15 protein-coding genes and 1 pseudogene are annotated in these 18,082 nt (G+C 68.4%); 1 reads left to right on the forward strand and 15 read right to left on the reverse strand.

The annotated features are described in order from the left end of the window. Nucleotides 1-159: 159 nt before the first annotated feature. The 15 genes and pseudogenes from KXD96_RS02965 to KXD96_RS03035 form a co-directional block, all read right to left on the reverse strand. Nucleotides 160-1,227: a glycosyltransferase family 9 protein gene (locus KXD96_RS02965; protein ID WP_260742819.1), complete on the reverse strand. Its 1,068-nt coding sequence runs from the start codon at nucleotides 1,225-1,227 to the stop codon at nucleotides 160-162. 60 nt (nucleotides 1,228-1,287) lie between these two features. Next, on the reverse strand, nucleotides 1,288-1,650 hold the full coding sequence (locus tag KXD96_RS02970) for a YbaB/EbfC family nucleoid-associated protein (protein ID WP_260742821.1): 363 nt from the start codon (nucleotides 1,648-1,650) through the stop codon (nucleotides 1,288-1,290). A gap of 126 nt (nucleotides 1,651-1,776) precedes the next feature. Further along, nucleotides 1,777-3,180: a type VII secretion protein EccE gene (gene eccE, locus KXD96_RS02975; RefSeq protein WP_260742822.1), complete on the reverse strand. Its 1,404-nt coding sequence runs from the start codon at nucleotides 3,178-3,180 to the stop codon at nucleotides 1,777-1,779. A 5-nt stretch (nucleotides 3,181-3,185) separates the two neighbouring features. Next, nucleotides 3,186-4,529 (reverse strand): type VII secretion-associated serine protease mycosin, encoded by a 1,344-nt coding sequence (gene mycP / locus KXD96_RS02980; RefSeq protein ID WP_260742823.1) that lies wholly within the window; start codon nucleotides 4,527-4,529, stop codon nucleotides 3,186-3,188. A 111-nt stretch (nucleotides 4,530-4,640) separates the two neighbouring features. Further along, complete coding sequence (eccA, locus tag KXD96_RS02985) at nucleotides 4,641-6,479, reverse strand: type VII secretion AAA-ATPase EccA (RefSeq protein WP_260742824.1); 1,839 nt, start codon at nucleotides 6,477-6,479, stop codon at nucleotides 4,641-4,643. A 43-nt stretch (nucleotides 6,480-6,522) separates the two neighbouring features. Beyond that, a complete protein-coding gene (gene eccE, locus KXD96_RS02990; RefSeq protein WP_260742825.1) occupies nucleotides 6,523-8,085 on the reverse strand; it encodes a type VII secretion protein EccE in 1,563 nt (520 codons plus the stop codon). Beyond that, nucleotides 8,082-9,740 (reverse strand): type VII secretion-associated serine protease mycosin, encoded by a 1,659-nt coding sequence (gene mycP, locus KXD96_RS02995; protein ID WP_260742826.1) that lies wholly within the window; start codon nucleotides 9,738-9,740, stop codon nucleotides 8,082-8,084. The genes eccE (KXD96_RS02990) and mycP (KXD96_RS02995) overlap by 4 nt, the downstream gene beginning before the upstream one ends. Further along, nucleotides 9,725-11,254 (reverse strand): type VII secretion integral membrane protein EccD, encoded by a 1,530-nt coding sequence (gene eccD / locus KXD96_RS03000; protein WP_260742827.1) that lies wholly within the window; start codon nucleotides 11,252-11,254, stop codon nucleotides 9,725-9,727. The genes mycP (KXD96_RS02995) and eccD overlap by 16 nt, the downstream gene beginning before the upstream one ends. Beyond that, entirely contained in the window at nucleotides 11,251-12,276 is a 1,026-nt protein-coding gene (locus KXD96_RS03005; RefSeq protein WP_260742828.1) for a MinD/ParA family protein, read from the reverse strand. The genes eccD and KXD96_RS03005 overlap by 4 nt, the downstream gene beginning before the upstream one ends. 131 nt (nucleotides 12,277-12,407) lie before the next feature. Then, nucleotides 12,408-13,238 (reverse strand): ESX secretion-associated protein EspG, encoded by an 831-nt coding sequence (locus KXD96_RS03010; RefSeq protein ID WP_260742829.1) that lies wholly within the window; start codon nucleotides 13,236-13,238, stop codon nucleotides 12,408-12,410. Nucleotides 13,239-13,324: 86 nt separating this feature from the next. After that, nucleotides 13,325-13,612, reverse strand: coding sequence for a WXG100 family type VII secretion target (locus KXD96_RS03015; protein WP_067920541.1), 288 nt, complete (start codon nucleotides 13,610-13,612; stop codon nucleotides 13,325-13,327). 57 nt (nucleotides 13,613-13,669) lie between these two features. Beyond that, nucleotides 13,670-13,960, reverse strand: coding sequence for a WXG100 family type VII secretion target (locus KXD96_RS03020; protein WP_260745180.1), 291 nt, complete (start codon nucleotides 13,958-13,960; stop codon nucleotides 13,670-13,672). 129 nt (nucleotides 13,961-14,089) lie between these two features. Further along, nucleotides 14,090-15,280, reverse strand: a complete 1,191-nt coding sequence (locus KXD96_RS03025; RefSeq protein WP_260742831.1) for a PPE family protein — start codon at nucleotides 15,278-15,280, stop codon at nucleotides 14,090-14,092. A 95-nt stretch (nucleotides 15,281-15,375) separates the two neighbouring features. Further along, nucleotides 15,376-15,606: pseudogene (locus KXD96_RS03030) on the reverse strand (PE domain-containing protein); the annotation flags it as partial. 291 nt (nucleotides 15,607-15,897) lie between these two features. Next, nucleotides 15,898-17,226 carry a HAMP domain-containing sensor histidine kinase gene (locus tag KXD96_RS03035; RefSeq protein ID WP_260745181.1) on the reverse strand — a complete coding sequence of 443 codons (1,329 nt, stop codon included), beginning with the start codon at nucleotides 17,224-17,226 and terminating at the stop codon, nucleotides 15,898-15,900. 238 nt (nucleotides 17,227-17,464) lie between these two features. On the opposite strand from KXD96_RS03035, the gene KXD96_RS03040 reads away from it, so the two are divergent. Next, a complete protein-coding gene (locus tag KXD96_RS03040) occupies nucleotides 17,465-18,076 on the forward strand; it encodes a TetR/AcrR family transcriptional regulator (RefSeq protein ID WP_260742834.1) in 612 nt (203 codons plus the stop codon). The last annotated feature ends 6 nt before the right edge of the window (nucleotides 18,077-18,082 follow it).

Below are 18,082 nucleotides of genomic sequence, written 5' to 3' on the forward strand. Positions count from 1 at the left end.
CAGATGCGTTAGCAGGCCACGCTCAACCGTTACCGAGTGTCCGCCCCGCAGCACCGTGAGTTCGCTCAATCCGACCATCCTTTGCCGAGCTTAAACCCGGATCGGGCATGGTGAGTGCACGAATCCGTGCGAAGGAAGCCGCGATTCGAAGGCAGAGGCCTACTTCGCGCGTCCGGCATGCTCGTCGGCGAGCTCCTCCATCGCCGCGAGCACCGCATCCACGGTGATGTCCGCCATCTTGTTCATATCGACGTGCCGATGAGGCCCGAACCTGAACCCCCACGTGTCGGCCCGCGTCGGACCGAAGAGACCCACTCCCGGTACGCGCGCCAGGTCGGCGGCGTGCAGCATGCACGAATCGATCCCGACGAACAGGTCCGCCGTGGCGACCATGCCCATGGCGAGGTCGAGCGGCAGCCCGAGGTGGGCGAAGATCCGGTCGCGCTCCCGCCCGACGTTAAGCTCCTCGTGCCCCATACCGACGATCCACGCGACGAAGTCGTGACGCCGCGACAAGAACCGATCCAGCAGGTCGATGAATCTGGTAGCGGGCCAGCGTTTGTCTGTCCAGTGAGTGTCGGCGTGCACGACGAGCACCTTGATCCCTGCGGGCACAGCGGCGCGGATCGACTGCGCCTCATCCTGCACAGCCGGTGGTATGGGCACCGGCTGAGCGTAGGACTCTATCCGCAGCGAAGGATCAAACAGCCGAGCCAACTTGAACATCAAGTCGGCGGCGTGACAGTCCTCTTTGGCGACCACCACGTCGTAGCCATGGTCGGCGACGAAACCGATGCTCTTCTTGGGCGCTATGCGCTGTACCAGAGGGCCAATGATCGTGCTCGACAGCGCGCTCCACGTCAGCGTGTCGATGAATACGTCGGTGTCGCCGATCTCCGAAGCCAGGGCGTCGAAATCGAACGGGCGGCGCGACGAAGGAGGTGCGGCGGCGGATCCCGTGAACGGCAGCCCCGCGGTATCGACGTGGCGCGAACTCACCTCCCGGAAGCACAGGTCGAAGGCGACCTTGGGACAGATCAGCGTGATTGGGGCGGTGAACATTTCGGCTAGCGCGCGCACGGTCGGCAACGTCAGCACGGAGTCCCCGATATTGGAGACGAAACACAGGGCGGGCCGTGCTGCATGCAGCAGATCCGCCAGCGGCCCGGGCTCAACGCCTACCGAATCCCGTCCGGGAGAACCCACATCTCGCTCGAAATCGCCCATGCTCCCGGCAGAGTCTAGACCCCAGGAGGGGCGTTGTCCCACAATCCGAGCCGGGGAGGTTCAGATCAAGCCGACGGTGTGTTGCAGTGAACCGGCCAGCTCGGTCAGGGAGGCAAACAGCTGTGCCTGCTGTGCCCGCAGGGCCGCCGAGGCGCCGGCCTGCGCCTTCTCCAGCGCCTCGTTGATGCGCTGCTGCACCATGTGGGCGCCGAGGCGCAGCAGGCCGGCCTCGATGTCCAGGCCGACCAGGCAGCGTTGCCCGTTGATGGTCACTTCGACCGTCTCGGCTTCGTCTGTGGCCGTGAAGGATTCGGTGTGCGTCCGCTGCATCTGGGACTCGAGGGCCGAAGTGAACTGCTGCAACTGCTCGAGCGCCTCCGCCACCTGCGGGTGCGCGTCCGCGCTCGACCGAAGAGTGCTCATGGGCAAGGTCCTTAACGTCGGTTGAGTCCTGAAGCGTGGGCCGCCGCCCTCGGCCCACAACCGGGCTTGAGTCTAAGGCGACCGGGCGGATCGCGCGCGTCGAGCGGGGTCGCCGAACGGCCGGGCTCAGGAAGCGGTTCTGCCGGCGCCCGGCAGGGCCTGCTCGTAGCGGCTTTCCTCGGGCGGGGAGACCGGCCGGATCGGCAATTGCCGATGCCGGGGGGTGCTGACCACGTTGTGGCGCAACGTGACCCGCTCGACCCCCGGGTGGGGTCCGAGATAGCTCGTGGCGTTCGGCCACGCCACCTTCGCCTCCGGCCCGACGTGTGCGCCGACCAGCTCGGCGAATTGCCGGAAGTGCGGGCCCAGCGTGACGCTCCCGCCCGCGGCCGCGGCCCGCAGCACGAACTGGGTGAAGACCCGGGCGTCACCCAGCTGGACGCTCGCGTCGACATCGTCGAAGGGCAGATAGACCGGGTAGTGGCTCGCGGTCTCGCCGACCAGCACGCCCGCCGATCCGATCGGCAGCTGGTAGTGGCGATCGGAGACAAGGATTTGAGCTTGCAACGCGGCGCGCTGGCCACCGGAGACTCGCGTGAAACCCCGCCGCTTCTTCGGCTTGTCGCCTGTGGTGAGCAGCACCGTGGACTCGGGTGCGGCCCCCGGCGCGACGCGGACCCTGGTGATGGTGTGGTCGGCCGGTGCCGACCACCACACGTCCGGGCCGCCGGGCGCGGTGTAGGCGGTGGTGAAGCTGTTGCGCCCCTTGATCGTCGACCACTTCTCCCGTTCGAATCCGATATCGACGGCGCGGTCGAAGTCGTCGAAGCTGCGCCCGCACGCCGCGTCGACCCCGTGCCTGGCCAGTTCGTCGGCGATCCGTGTCGTCGACGCCACCAGATACCGGACCAGGCCGGCGATGCCGGCTTCGCGCCGCCCGGCCGACTTGCGGGCCCGGCGGGGATCGGCGCGCACGATGATCCAGGTGCGGCGGTGCGCCGGCGCCGGCGCCGACCCGATCACCTGCTCGTACAGGCTAACCACGTCCGGCGCCGCGGTCTGGGCGACGCGGTACCCCGCCGACACGACGTCGGCCTCCAAGTCGGGACAGTGCACCGTCAACAACTGCTCCAGCAACCGGGTGTCCACCACGTCGTCGGTGTGCGCCTTGCCGTCGACGATCACCGTCGGGGTGAACGGGCGCGGAATCAATTCGATGACGGCGACCAGCACTTTGCCTTTCCAGCGCACGGCGACGTGATCCCCCGGCTGCACGGTGGTACCCACGACGGGTTCCGACGGAGCGTCCAGGGGCCGGCCGCGCCGCACCAGCCACGCGAAGAACGCCGCCAGCCAGCCGAGCAACCGCCGACCGCGGTAAGTGACCAGGGCCAGCAACACCGCCACCGCCACCACGGTGGGTCCCGCCCACACGTAGCGCGTCTTCAGAAAGAGCAGGATGCAGGGCGGGGCCAGCGCCGCCACCCATAGCGCGTACGCGGTGCTGAACTTCAGCCGTAGTGATCGCATCGTCGTCACCGCCGTCGCAGGGCTCGTCCGGCCAGGGCCGCCAGACCCAGCGCCAGGGTCAGAGCGATGATGCCCAGCGCCACGGTCGTGATCGGCCCATGATCGGGTCCGGGCGCCGGCACCGGGGGTTGGATTGGTTTCACCGACGGGGCGTTCGGCGGCCCGGCCGGAATGTCCCACGTCAACGCCGCAACCGCGTCGACGACGCCCGCCCCCACCGCGTCGTCCGCGCCGCCGCCGGGGTGCCGGGCGGTGGCCGTGATCCGGTTGATGATCTGGGCCGGGGGGAGGTCGGGAAACTTCTGCCGCAGCAGCGCCGCGATCCCGGAGACGTAGGCCGCGGCGAAGGAGGTGCCGGCGATGGGGACCGGGCCGTCCTTGCCGGGCAACGCGTCCACCGGGTCGCCGTTATCGCCGAGCGCGACGATGTCCTCCGCGGGCGCCGCCGCACCCACCCAGGGCCCGTGCATGGAGAACGGGCTCGGCGCCCCGTTCTTGCCGACACCCCCGATCGCCAGCACCAGCGGCGAGTACCACGCCGGCGTGACGATGGTCTGCACCTGCTCCCAGCCCCGGGGGTCGGCGGGCATGGACGGGTCGGGCGGCGGGTTCTGCGAGCAATCGCCGCCGCTGTTGCCGGCGGCGACGATGATGACCGCGCCTTTGACGTTGACGGCGTAGTTGAGCGCGGCACCCAGGGTGGACTCGTCGACCGGTTTGTGCACCTTGAAGCAGGCCGCTTCGCTGATGTTGATGACGCCGGCGCCCAGATTGGCCGCGTGCACCACCGCGCGGGCCAGGCTGCGGACGGACCCGGCCGCCGGTGACGCGTTGGGGTCGTTCTGGTCGGCCGGGTTGTCCTTCGGTTCGAAGGCCTCCGACGTCTGCCGCACCGAGATCAGCCGCGCGTCGGGAGCGACGCCGACGAACCCGTCGGTGAGCGAGGGCCGGCCGGCGATCAGGGACGCCGTGAGCGTCCCGTGGGCATCGCAGTCGGACAGGCCGTCCCCGCCGCCGACGACGAAATCCCCGCCCGCCTCCGCCGGAACCCGCGGTGAGGCGTCCACCCCCGTGTCGATCACGGCCACCGTCACGCCGGCGCCCGTCGCGAATTGCTGCGCCTGGCCCACGCCCAGGTAGGCGTTGGCCCACGGTGGGTCGCGAAAGTTGGTGCCCGGCAACGTCAATGGCGCACGGCAGACGCGGCGCTGTTCCAGGGGCTGGTCGGGTCCAGTCGTATCCGGCGGCACCGCGCCCGGGTCGATCGAGGGTGGCGCGACCGCGGCGGCGGGCGGCGCGGTCAGCAATACGAACATGAGCGCCACCGTGATTCCGAAGATACGGTGCACCGCGGGACACTCCATTCGCTCAGCCGCGGCGGCTGAACTGACTGGCCGCGGGCCTGCGAGCATCCTAAGCTTCCCGGGCCCCGTCCCGGACGCTTTTTACGGCGGCGCCGATTACCAGACGATGGCCGCCATGTCGCGGTTGTCCGAACACACGCTGCGCACCGCGGCCTCGATGTCGGGGGCGGTGATGACCTGCAGATCCTCGACGGTCACCGGCTGGCCCGCGCGCTTCTGCGCGACCACGCGGGTGTCCCGAAAACCCTCCGCACGTTCGATGACGTTGCGGGCGAACCGGCCGTTCTGCATGGCGTCGATGCCATGCCGCCCGCCGGGCGTCGTGTAGTTGCGGATGGTGGTGGCCGCATCGAGGAAGGTCGCACGCGCCTCGTCGTCGAGCAGGCTGGCGCGCGGCGCGGCGTAGCGCTGCCCGATCTCGACGATCTCGGCCGGCGAGTAGGACTCGAATCGCAACTTGCGGTTGAACCGGCCGGCCAAACCCGGGTTCACGGTGAGGAATTCGTCCACCTGGTCCTCGTAACCCGCGCCGATGAAGCAGAAGTCGAAGCGGTGCGCTTCCAGCGCCACCAGGAGCTGGTTGACGGCCTCCATGCCGATCATGTCGGGTGTGCCGTCCTGGTGCCGTTCGATCAGGGAATAGAACTCGTCCATGAAAATGATTCGGCCGAGCGACTTTTCGATGAGCTCGTTGGTCTTGGGCCCCGACTCACCGATGTAGTGCCCGCAGAAGTCCGAGCGACGAACCTCCCGGATCTCGGGGTGGCGCACGATCCCCATGCCGGCGTAGATCTTGCCCAGGGCTTCGGCGGTGGTCGTCTTACCGGTGCCGGGCGGGCCGACCAGCAGCATGTGGTTGGTCTGTCCCTCCACCGGCAGACCATGCTCAAGGCGCATCACCCGCACTTCCAGCTGGTCCTCGAGCGCGGACACGGCCTGCTTGACCGAAGCCAGCCCGACCTGCTTGGCCAGCAGCGCGCGGCCCTCCGCCAGCAGCTCGGCGCGGCGCTCCGCCGTGGCGTCGTCGTGCAGTTCCTCGCGGCTCTTGGCCGTCGACGCGTCCCAACGGTCGGTGCGGCTGGCGATCGTTTCCTCGTCGGTCACCACCAGGTGCAGGTTCGGGTCGGCCAGCGCCTCCTTGGCGGCCTCGGTCAGGACGCCGTTGATGGTCGCCTTCGACAGCCAGATCTGGGCCTTGTCCTCCTCACGCAGCTGGCGGTGCACCATCCCGCGCACGTACGCCAAGTCGGCGACCAGAAGCGGGATATCGGCCGGCCCGATGGAAGCGGTCAGCACGTCGGCGTCGAAGCGGCCCGACGCGTTGGTCTGCCCGATCACGTCGACGCGGTCGAGCCAGTCCAGCGCGACCCGGCCCTGCCCGAGGTGCGCCGCGGCGTGGGCCGCCAGCGCGCAAATCGACGCCGTCACCGCCGACATGATGATGGCCTGCGGGGGCAGCTCCTCGGCGGCGGCCAACAGCACGTCCGACCAGCGCTGCGTGGTGTACATCAAGAAGGCCCGGGCCAGCTGGTGCCACTGATAGTTGGCCCACGAGTCCAGCAGGTCGCGGTTGGCCAGCAGCCGGTCCGCCTCGGCGTATTCCCCGGCTATGGTCAGCGCCGACGACAACGCCAGGCCCACTTGGGACGCGTCGGTCACGGTGATTCCGATGTAGGGACCCAGCTGGATCTCCGCGGCGAGCGTCTGCCCGATCCGGGTGGTCTCGCGGTGCAACCATTCGCTGGTGGCGTAGAGCTTCTTCAGCGAGGCCAGGTCGTTGTCGCCGCAGGCGATGCGGCCCAGCCACGCGTCGGCCATCGAGGGGTCGGCGTCGGTGGCCGCGACGAACTCCGGCAACGCCGCGGCGCGGCCCTGCCGGCCCTTGATCGCCATGGCGCGGTCGAAATGCCTACGGGCAGTCTGCAAATCACCCATCGTGTGCGCTCATCAAACTATGCCTTTTTGAACTGTTGACGTTCTACGTGCCGACCGACATGGTGAGCGGCTCGAGACTCACGTAGCGGTTCTCGGCGCGGAACATGTCCATCTCGACGACCCATTCCTTGCCCGCCGCGCTGACCCGCACCATCGCGGGGCCAACCTGCTCGATGATGACCTCGAAGTTGTGCCGGTGCCCCTCGGGCAGCCTGGTGCCCGAGGGGGCGACGGTGATCACGGTCGCCGGGCGCGGGGTGGGTGAGACCGGGGCGACGTGCTCCACGACGCTGACGGTGGTACGTGGCGCGGGCCGTGGCGTGCTGACGACGGTGATCTCTGGCATCCGCACGGTGGCCCAGCGAGTCGTGTCGCGGGTATGCACGCAGACCCGCTCGCCCGCGCCCGCGGTGCGGATCACGATCCGCTTGGCGATCGGGTCGTCGGCGGCCACGAAAACCCGTGACAGCTCGCCGGCGTCGGTGATGGGCATCAATAACCGGTCCCCGTTGCTCAGTTTGCCGATCAGCACGCCCGAGGGGCCGATCTCGGTGAGCAGGTGCTTGGGCAGCGGGCTGGGCCGCAGCCCCCGCAGGTGGGGCCGCGGACCGCACATGTTGGCCGCGGCGGCGGCGGCCTGTTCGCCGTTCAGCCGGCGCAGGATCACGCTGGGCGGGATGGGCGCCGGCGTCGGAGTGCGCACGGTGATCGTCGCTGTGCAGCTGGCGTCCGGATACAGGGTCACGTTCTGGATGATCTCGTCCGCGCGCAGCGTCCAGGCCTGCGACAGGACGCGCGACGTGATCGCTTCGCCGGGATAGGCGTATGTCGTCATCCAGCCCGCCTCACCTCGGATGGCCTTCCACCTCTGGGCGTCCCCCTCCATGGCGTCACACCCCAGGCGGCGGTCGAGCTCGGCCAGGTCGGTCGCGGTGGCCACCTTGGCCCGCAACCCCTGGCAGCGCAGCAGCCCGGCGATGCGCTGCGCGACCGAAATGGCCGCGGCGCCAACGGTTGTGCGCCAGCGCAGCGGTTGGGTGTTGTCGATGATCGACAGCCGCATGATCAGCCACGTCTCGCGCCGCCCCGCATACGGCGGGGTGCCGATCTCGGAGTCGTACACCCGCGGGTAGTCGCCGACGGTGCCGTGCCGAGAGCCGAGCGAGACGACGCTGATCGAGTCGAGCTGCAGACCCAGCGCCTGGTGCATCATGGGCAGCAATTCGACGACGTCGATCACGTTGTCGGTCTCGACGGTCACCGAACCGGTCACCGTGGTGGCCTGGTGCGCCCTGCCGAGCAGCTGCACCGCCACCACCGCCACACCGTCCTGCACCCGGACCCCGCCCCCGGATCGGTTGTTGGCCACCGTGATCGGCGCGTCCCAGCTGATCGGGCGCCTCCCCCGCCGCCACAACACCAGCCATGACCACGCCGGCTGACCCCACCAGCGGACGAACACCGCCGCGACGCCGACCGCCACCGCGACCGCCGCCCCGATGTAGCCGCCCACGGCCCAACCCGCCACCGCGAGCAAGAACACCACCCCCACCCCGAGGACCCGCCGATTGCTGCCGGGGCTGAACCCGGTCAGCCTCGGCCTCACCGCGCCCTCCTCAGCCGCCCCGCGATTGCGGCCACGAGCACGCCGGCGGCCACCACGCCGACGAAGCCGATGGCGATGTTGCGTGCCCGGTGGTCCGGCGGCGCGGGCGGCGGGGCGGGGCGGATGACCCGACTTTGCGCTCCCGGGGGCATCCGGTCACCCGGCGGGATGTTGAACGTCAGTGCCGCAACGGGATCGACCAGCCCGTACCCGACCTTGTTGTCCACTCCCGCGGGCGGATTGTGCGCCGACTGCACGATCCTGTTGATCACCTGATGCGCGCTCAGGTCGGGGAACTTCGCGCGCACGAGGGCCGCGACGCCGCTGACGTAGGCGGCCGAGAAGCTGGTACCCCAGAACGGCATGTTCTTCTCGCCCGGCCGCGACGGCGGGTAGGCATTGACCGGGCCGCCGCCCTGCGGCGAGAGACCCATGATATGGGTGCCCGGCGCCGCGACACCCACCCACGGGCCCGACATGCTCTTGTCCAGCGCGGCGCCGCTGGCGTCGACCGCACCGACCGACAGGACGTAGTCGGAAAACCAGGACGGCGATGAGACAACCTTGACCTGATGCCAGTCCCGCGGGTCCGACGGTTCCAGCGGGTCGTACATCGGGTTGTTGTTGCAGCCGCCTTCCCCGTCGTTTCCGGCCGCGGCCACCACCACCGCGTCCTTGACGGTGGCGGCATACCACAGTGCCGCGCCCAACGCCCGCTGGTCGGCGGGGGCCGCCGCCGGCAGGCAGGCGGTGACCGAAATGTTGATCACCTTCGCACCCATGTTGGCGGCGTGGACCACCGCGCGCGCCACCGTGTTCAGCGTGCCCGCTTTGACCTTCTCGTCGGAGTTGGGATCTCCCGGCCCGGGGTTCACCGGCTCAAAAGCCCTGGACGACTGGCGAATTGAAATGATGGTCGCGTGCGGGGCCACCCCCACCACCCCGTCAGGCGCTCCGGGCGGAAGCGGGGGCACGGCGGGTTCGTCCTCGGTCTGCGGATCCGGCGGCCCGTTGGAGATGGCGGTGGCGCCCCCACCCTCGGGCGGCGGAGGCGGCGGGGGCGGGGGCGGAATCACCTGGGTGATCGTCACCGGCGAGGGCGGTGGCGGCGGCGCCACCGGCGGCGGCACCTCGACCGGCGGCGGCGGCGCGCCGCTGGCCGGTGGCGGTCCGGCCGGCGGCGGAAACGCCGGCGCCGACGGCATAGGTCGCGGCATGGGCAGGACCCCAAGTGGTGCGGCGGCGATGATCGAGCCCACGATCGTGCCGTGTGCGTCGCAATCCGACAGGCCGTCCTCACCCATGATGTAGTCACCACCGGGCACGGCCGGCAGCCGCGGGTTGGGGGAAATGCCGGTGTCGATGACCGCCACCGGCACCCCGTTGCCGGTGCTGTATTGCCACGCCTTGCTGATGTTGAGCAGGTTGAAGCCCGGCGCCAGCTGAGCCACGTCGGGGTTGCGCACCGTGATGGGCGTCGAGCAGCTGTTGGCGCGCCGCATCGGCTGGTCTGGTCGCGGCGGCCCGTCGGGCGGCACCATCCCCGGATCGACCTGTGGTGGCGTAATGGCCTGTGCGGCGGGGATATTCGCGGACAGCGCGACCAAAGTGACGGCGGCCGTCGCCGCCGCGACCCTCTTTAGTGGCGAATCCACGTGAACAGCCCTCCCAGGGCCGCCGCCGCCGGCAGCAAGACGATGAAGGCCAACACTTCCGCCCACTCCACGGTCAGCCGGATGAACGGCCTGAATCGCACCGTCGGCACCAACAGCGCCGCGGCCAAGCCGCAAGCGGCGAAGGCGACCACCGCCATCGCGGGCCAAAGCAGGCTGCTGGCAACATCTTTCGGCTCCGCGATCGCGTATTTGACCACGCCGGCGCACACCGCGGCCGCGGCCCCGCACGCCAGCGCCACGGCCTGGTACTTGGCGGCGAATCCGCGGGCCTGGGTGATGAAGATGCCGACGACCAGCCCGGCGACCACCAGCGCCAACCATGCCCACGGGCGCCCGGGCGTCAGCACCCCCCAGACGGCGGCGGGCAGCACGATCGACGCCCCGACGCACACACCGACCTGCACGGCGTTGACCAGCCGGGCCGAGGCGGCGATCGCGGCGCCGCGCGCGGTGATGTCGGTCAATTCGTTGTCCTCGTCCTCGGATTCGTCCTCGCTGACCGGGGAGACCGTGTCAACGGGCATGCCCTCGCGGCGCGCGAACAGGTCGCGCCCGGTGATCGATCCGAAGTGCGGGGGCCGCACCCTGGCCACCCACAACGCGATCAACGGGGTCATCCTGACCAGGATCAGCAGCCCCACCAGCACGCAGATGGCCAGCACCTGCGCCGAGGCCGGCCGGAACATCCGGACGACGGCAACCGCGGCGAGGATCCCGCACACCGTCACCACCGCGGTGACGACCGCGGTCTGCCACCGCTTCCGCGTCATAACACCGATGGCGATGGCACCCAAAATCACGATCACCAGGCCGATCAGCGCGTGGGCCGCGCCCAGGGTGCCCGGCGGCGCGCATGCGCCCGCGACCGCCACCAACAACACGGCGAGCCAGCCGAATCCGCTGAACAGGTCGCGCCGCTCCCGCCAGCCCCACCAGACGACGGAGGTCGCGGCCACCAGCAAGACGCCGACGGCGCCGGCCACCGCGGCCGGAAGGGGGCTGTCGGTGAACGTCCGCGCCCGCAGCGTCAGCGCCACGACCACCGCGGCCGCCATCGCGATGATCGCGACGGCGGTGTGCGCGGCCGTCAGCGGCGTCACCGGAGCGAACATCCGGTCACCGCCGTCGCGGCCCAGCCACTTGCCCATGGCCGCCAGGCCGCTCGACAGCGACTCGTACTGCGGTTCGAAGGACTCGCCGGCTACCCGGGGCACCAGCACCAGGGTGTCGCCGTCCTGCACGCCCAACTCGTCCAGGCTCTTGTTGATGTCCAGCCGGACCCCATTGATCTTGTGCAGTTCGTAGCTGCCGGCCGGCAGCGTAATGCCTTCAAAGCCTTTGCGTTTCAAGTCGGCGTCGAAGAGCTCGACCATTCCCTCGAAGAATCCCTCCACCGGAATTGCGGCGGGGAATACTTGCGAGCAGAGATGCTTCTCGTAGGAAATGTTGACCGCACAACGCGCCGGGAAAGCGACCTTATGCGCGGATGTCACGGCGCCGTCCGCTCCGCATCCGGAATGTATTTGTCGGCCAAGCCGGCGGTAATTTCAAAAAGTCGCAACCGCGTCTTTTTCTTTAATTCATGAACCGTGTCGATGAGCCCGCCTTTGGCCAGGTGCGGATCGAACGGCATCTCTTCGACGGTCGCGCCGACCTTGCTGAACCGTTCGGTCAGGTAGGCCAGCGCATCCTTGTCGGTCATCTGGTCGGTGTGGTTGATGATCACGGTGCTGCGCGAAACCAGCTCGTGGTAGCCCTGCGACCGCAGGTAGTCCACGGCCCGCAGCACCGGCCGGGACCGGTCCGCGGTGATGCCGGAGACGAACACGAGGGTGTCGGTGTTCTCCAGGACCGGCTTCATCACCTCGTGTTCCAGGTCCGGGGAGGTGTCGACGATCATCACTGTGTGCGTTCGCCGCAGGCGCGACAAAACCCCGGAGAACATCGCGGGCACCAGCGGCCGGGGCTGGTCAGACGTCCGGTTTCCGGCGAGCACGTCGAGGCCGATCGGGTTCTGCCCCAAGTGTTCACGGATGTCGGCGTAGCCCTGGACGTCGGTGTCGTTGATGATGGCGGTGTAGTCACCCGGCGGTGACTCATCGATGCGGTCGGCCAGCGTGCCGAATCCCGGGACGGCGTCGATCGCAATCACGTTCTGCGGGCGGCATTCTCGGAACACACCGCCGATGCACGCCACCATCGTGGAGACCCCGACCCCGCCCTTGCCGGAGACCACCGTGATGACGTACTGCCTACGGATGTGCCGCCGGATACGGTTCTGCAAATCCCGGTAGTGCCGCTCCCTGGGTGATTCGCCGGGGTTTATTTTTTTAAAAGAGATGACGTAAATGAATTTCCGCCAACCCGATCCTGGAGGAATCTTTCGAGGCGCGGCCAGATCGGTAATGCGCATGGTGTCCGATACCGAATCCGGGTAGTTGCGGCTCCCTGACGGTTCCCCCCGTCTGAGCGCCCCTTCGTCCGACATATTCGGGTCATTCCAAGGGCTTGTCACGTCGCGATGCTAACACGATTGGCCATACCGCGTTTACTGAGCAAGAAACCCTTCAAGTGCATAAGCGGTTGGTATTCCACGGCATTGGTTAACTGACTTATCTTGCGTCAGTTGACAAGCCGGCCGTCCGGTCAGACCACCCGCCGATACGAGTACCACTCGTCGCCGGCGGGCAAGCGGCGGATGAGCCGCTGCACCGCGCCGCCGATGTCACTGCGGGAGCCGGGCGAAAGGATCTGGTAGCGGCGCTGACCCGAGGTGACGTTCTCCACGCAGACGCGGCCGGCCGGGGTGTCGATGATGGACACGGTCGAATCCCCGACGGCGATCCGCGCCATCTCGTCCGGTCCCACGCCCGCCTGCAAGCCGACGATCGTCGCGTGCGCCGAACGCGCGGGATCGGCGGCCATGGTGACGATCTGCAGCTGGTCGACGTCGAGGTTCTGGCCGAGGAGAAATTCCCGCAGGCTGGCGGCGTCGCGCACCGAGGCGAGCAACTGCTCGGTATCGAGGGTGACTGGCTTCAGCGGCGCCACCTCCGCGACCCCGCACAGCCGCTCGACCTGACCCACCACCAGGTCGCTGGCCCCGCTTTCGTTGCTGGCCGTGCCGGCGGGATAAAGCCGCACCAACTCGCCGTTTCGCTCCAAAACCACCCACCAGGAGGCGAATCGGCAAATCGCCGCGCGGGTGGCCTCCCGGCCCGGCACCGTGATGGTCACCAGCAGCCCCAAGTCGCGCCGCAACAGCACGGTGAGCCACTCGCGAATCATCGGGTCGACGTCGCCGGCCTCGTCGAGCGCGCCGGCGGCCTTCAGGTCGGCCGCCACCGGGTGGCGCAGCGCGCGCTCGGGGGTGTCGAGCCGCGGCAGCAGCGGGCGCAGGCCGAGCTCGGGGCAGGTCTGCTCCACCCCGGCGACCGCCTGCAATACCCACAAACCGTCGACCGTCGTTGTCAGCATGTCGGTTTCCTCAGCGGGCAAGGTGCCAAAGGTGGGGCACACACGCTTCGCGCGCCTGCCCCACCTTCACTCGCCCATAGGCGGACTCAGAACAGGCCGGCGATGTGCTGGTCTGTGCTGAGGGCGCCGTCGAGCACGTGCGACGTCGTCTGCCCGTGCTGGCGAATGGTGTCGATGAGCCCTTGCAGCCCCGACAGCATCTGCGCCTGCGCCTCGAAGAAGCCCGACGCGCCGTGGCCGGCGAAGAATTCTTGCAGAGCGTTCGTCCGGTTCGAGGTGTCGTCGAAAATGCCTTGCAGCTGGCCGGCGCGCGAAGCGACATCGCTGGCGAAATCGGCGACGGCTCCCGGGTTGTAAGTGATTGGATCCGACATTTGTTAACTCCCTTATTAGAAAACTGTTTACGGATTAACTGAATGAGTGGGCGGGAGTCAGGATCCGCCGTGGCCGAATAGAGCGCTGAAAGCGTGCGAAGAATCGGCCTCGTGACCTTCCATCAGGGCCGCCGCCTGCTTGAGGCCCTCGGCCAGGCGTGTGCCGCCATTGAGGACTTTGTTTAGGTCGCTTTGGACTTCGATGGCCGTCGCGTGCGACGCGACCACCGCGTCACCGGACCACGTCGACGGGTTCATCACGTTTTCCTGATTTGCGACGTACCCCTGGCCGATCCCAATCGCATGTTCCATGTTCGCCTGTATGGCATTGGAAGTATCGCGAAGCATTTGCGGTGTCACCTTGATTGTCACTGGATTCCCCTTCTCCGGTTGGCCGCCCCCCGTAGTGCCTGGGGCATGGAGCGAAGTGTATGGCGGCTGTTTATACCTGTCGATTCACCCTTGGCCGGGCCGGCATCACACTCGGTTGTCGACAACCCGCACCGTCACGGGCTGTTCGGATTTGTCTCGGGATCCGCGCTCTCCTCCCGCCCCATGCCCCACCGGCATGCCGCCCACTGGTGTACCGCCGCCGACCGTCGCGGTCTGCGGACGCATGGCCTCGGCGCCCAAAGCCCCGCTTGGCCGCAACCCCACCGGCCGCCCACTGCTGGCCGGTTCGAACGCGCTGACGGGACGGGTGAAGCTGGTCGCGGGCATACCCGCGCTGCCCAGCGACGCCGCCCCGCCACCGCCGCCCGACGCGCCAATGGCCGACATCTCCGTCGCCGAGACCGCCGACACTCCCGGCGCCGCCCCCGCCATGGCGCCGGGATTGGCGAACATGCCCATCATCGACTGCAGCGGCTGCATCATCTGCATCGGCGCCTGCATCATCTGCGTGGGCGCCTGCATCGCCTGCGGGACCGCGCCCATCATCGATTGCACCGGCCCCATGAACGAGCCGGCCTGACCCATCAAGTCTTGGCCGCCCGACGCCGCCTGACCGGCCCCCGACGTCCCCTGCTGCACGCCCTGAAAAGCGGAGCGCATGCCGTCGCCGGCTCCCACCTGCGCGGCCGCTTCGCCCACCGCCGCGGCCGCCTGCGCCGGTGCCGCCGGCGACGCGCCCATGGTCGCGACCGGTGGCGCAATGGCGAGGCTTTCGGTCAGCGACGTCAGAACCGCCCCGTAACTCGCGCCGACGGCCGAGTTGTTGGGCCACATCACCCCGAAATATTGGACGTCGAGCGAGACGATGCGCGGGGTCAGCGCCCCGAGCACCAGCGGGTTGATGCTGTTGTCGACCCCCCATTCGTCCCGGTTGGCGATGCATTCGGGAGCGGGGCGCATCGCGCCGTACGCCATCTGGTACGCGGAGACGGCGGTGGCGACGACAGGCGGCTTCACGTCGACCCAGCCGGCCAGGCCGTGCAGCGAGGCGTTGAGCATCGTGACGCTTGTCGCGGATGCCGCCGACCCGGCGCCGAGCCAGCTCGCCGACGTCGTCGCCGTGTTTATCGCCGAAGCGACACCTGAGGCGTGGTGGGTGGCTGCCAGAGCCATCCAGGCGGCCTGATTGGCCAGGTGAGTGCCCACCCCGGTGCCGCCCTTGAGCAGCAGATCGTTTTCCTCAGGTGTACGCGCAGCCCACCCCGGATCGGCCATGCGTACTTCCCCTTTTAGACGACGGAGCCGAGCAACATCGCGGCTTGGCGAGCGGCTTCCGTCGCGGTGGTCGTGCCCGCGGCCAGCCCCTGAGCGCCGGCAAACAAGCCTCGTTGCGCCGCGTGCTCCGACACCACGCCCAAATAGCTTGCACCGCAAGCGTTCAGCGCCGCCGCGAACATCGCCGAGTCGGGGTCAGCCCCCATCGGCATCGCTCCCAGCAACGCGGGCGCCGCCGCCGACGCTGCCGCCTCGGTTTCGGCGCTGATGGCCGACTCCGCACCTGCCGATGCCAGAACCGCCTCTGGCTGCATCGACATCGTCATGATTTCCCTCCGATTGCTCAGCGTCATAAGACGGGCTTGGCGCATCAGTCTAATGGCGTTCGCCCGCTCGTGTATTCACAAGCCTTTCCCCGGGTCCGGCGCGGAAATTCTGCGGTTCGGGTATTCCCTTTATGAGTCACATGTCAAACAACCTCGCATGCCACTGCATTCACAGTGGTCACGGGAATATCGTTGGGCGACGCCCGAATAGGTCGGAAAATCCGTGGCGGTAATGGTCACTCCATTGTTATTCGTCGCCCGCTTTTTCCGCTGCGTTAATTGCGACCTGAACTACGCGGGACCGCGGCCGTCGCCGGCCAGCTTCAGCAGCAGCCGGGTGCCGCCGAGCGGGCTGGTCTGCAATGCCGCTGTGCCACCGTGCAATTCGGCCTGCTGAGCGACGAGCGCCAGCCCCAGACCGGATCCCGAGCGCGACGCCGTCGACCCGCGGGCGAAGCGCTCGAAGACCGCCGCGCGCTCGGATTCCGGGACACCGGTGCCGTCGTCGTCGATCGCTATCTGGACCCCCTCGCCGGAGCTACTCACGGTGAGCAGGATTTTGCCGGCGTTGCCATGCTTGACGGCGTTGGCGATGGCGTTGTCGATCACCAGCCGCAGACCCGTGGGCAATCCGACCATCAACACGGTCGGCGACGGCACCAGCGACACTTCGACCTCGGGATAGATCCGCAGTGCATCGTGCGCGGCGCGGTCCAGGAGTTCGGTGATGTCGAACGGGACGAAATCGTCGACGGTGGTGAGCTCACCCTGCGCCAGGCGTTCCAGCGCCGTCAGTGTCCCCTCGATGCGACTTTGGGTGCGGATGACGTCACCGATGACCTCCTGACGCTGCTCCCGGGGCAGGTCCAAGGTGGACAGCACCTCGAGGTTGGTCCGCATGGCCGTCAACGGAGTGCGCAACTCGTGAGAGGCGACCGCGGCGAAGTCGCGCGCCGACTCGAGCGCGGCCTTGGTGCGCTGTTGTTCCTTGCCGATGCGCGCGAGCATCCCCTCGACGGCCTCGGCGATCTCCACGGCCTCGCGCACCCCGCGCACCTGGACCTCGTCGGGGCTGGACTGGGCGTTGATGGCGCGGGCCTGCTGGGCCAGCAGCAGGAACGGGTTCACCATGATCAACGAGATCACCCAGCCGACGACCACCGTGCCGCCGATGACGCTGGCACAGATCAACAGCACGCGCAGGTGCAGCTCGTTGATGCGGTGCTGGGCCTCGGCCAACGGCGCGGCCAGCGCGATCGAGGCGGGGCCCGCGGAGAAGGTGCGCACCCGGTACTGCGCCCCGTTGATGGTGGTGTTCGCGTATCCGTTGGGCAGCTTGGGCAGCACGATGTTGCTGGGCACCGACACGGTCACGTCGCCGATGCGCGCGGTGCGCACCAGGTTGCCGTCGGGCATGGGCTGGTCGGGGCCGGCGTGCGCCACGTTGTTGAGCAGTGAGTTGATGTCGCCCAGGCTGCTGACCGAGTCGAGGCGGCGATCCAGCTGGCTGTATTGATCGTTGGTGACACCGACCCATACCCAGGTGCCCAGCAGCACGACGAGGGTGATCACCGACAGCGCGGCGACGACGACGATGGTGCGCAGCGACAACACCCGCATCGGCAGCTGTACGTGCGGTAACACGCGAATGTCACGCTCCTCTTGTGCGGCTCACGACGCCGGGCCGGCGACGGTGTTGACCGCCTGACCCACAACCCTCACACCCATACCGATTCGCCGCGTTCAGGCGTCGTGGCGTTTCGCAGAGAATGTAGCGCCAATCTTTTGGCTCGTGTCCTGCCCGGCCGCGACCAGCGCCGTTTTGCACGGCGCGTTGGTGAGTGAGTACTCTCTCACCATGCTCGCCTCCGGACGCGATCGGCTGCTGGCCGAGGCGCTGAAGCTTTTTGCCGCCAAGGGTTACGCGGAGACCTCCGTGGCCGACATCCAGCGGGCATCCGGGCTGGCGCCGGGGTCGGGAGCGCTCTACAAGCACTTCGGCTCCAAGCGCGAGCTACTCGAGGCCGCCGTGGCGTACCGAATCGACAGCATCGTGGCCGCGCGCGAACAGTACGACGCGGGGCAGCCGGGCAGTGTCGAGCAGGCGGTGCGCACCGCCGGCCAGCTGATCTGGAGCAACCTCAAAGACAGCGAGGATCTGCTCAAGGTGATGCTGCGTGAACCCGACGAGCTCGGCGATCTCGACGAGAAGACGTGGCAGGTGATCACCGACAACGCCTACCAACGCTTCGCCGACGAGCTGGCCGCGTCCAATCGTTCGGGCCGCACCCGCATCCCCGATCCCGAGGCCGCCGCGGCCGTCGCGATCGGCTCGCTGTCCTACGCCGCGACGCTGCAAGCGCTGACCGGCCGGCTGCCCGGCAACATCGACGAAGAGCGCTACTTCGAGGCGTGGGTCAACCAGACCGTCAGCGTCCTCGCCCAATACGGAAACCCCGAAAACCATTGACCACAA

It is taken from the genome of Mycobacterium sp. SMC-2 (genome assembly GCF_025263485.1).
GTDB lineage: Bacteria > Actinomycetota > Actinomycetes > Mycobacteriales > Mycobacteriaceae > Mycobacterium.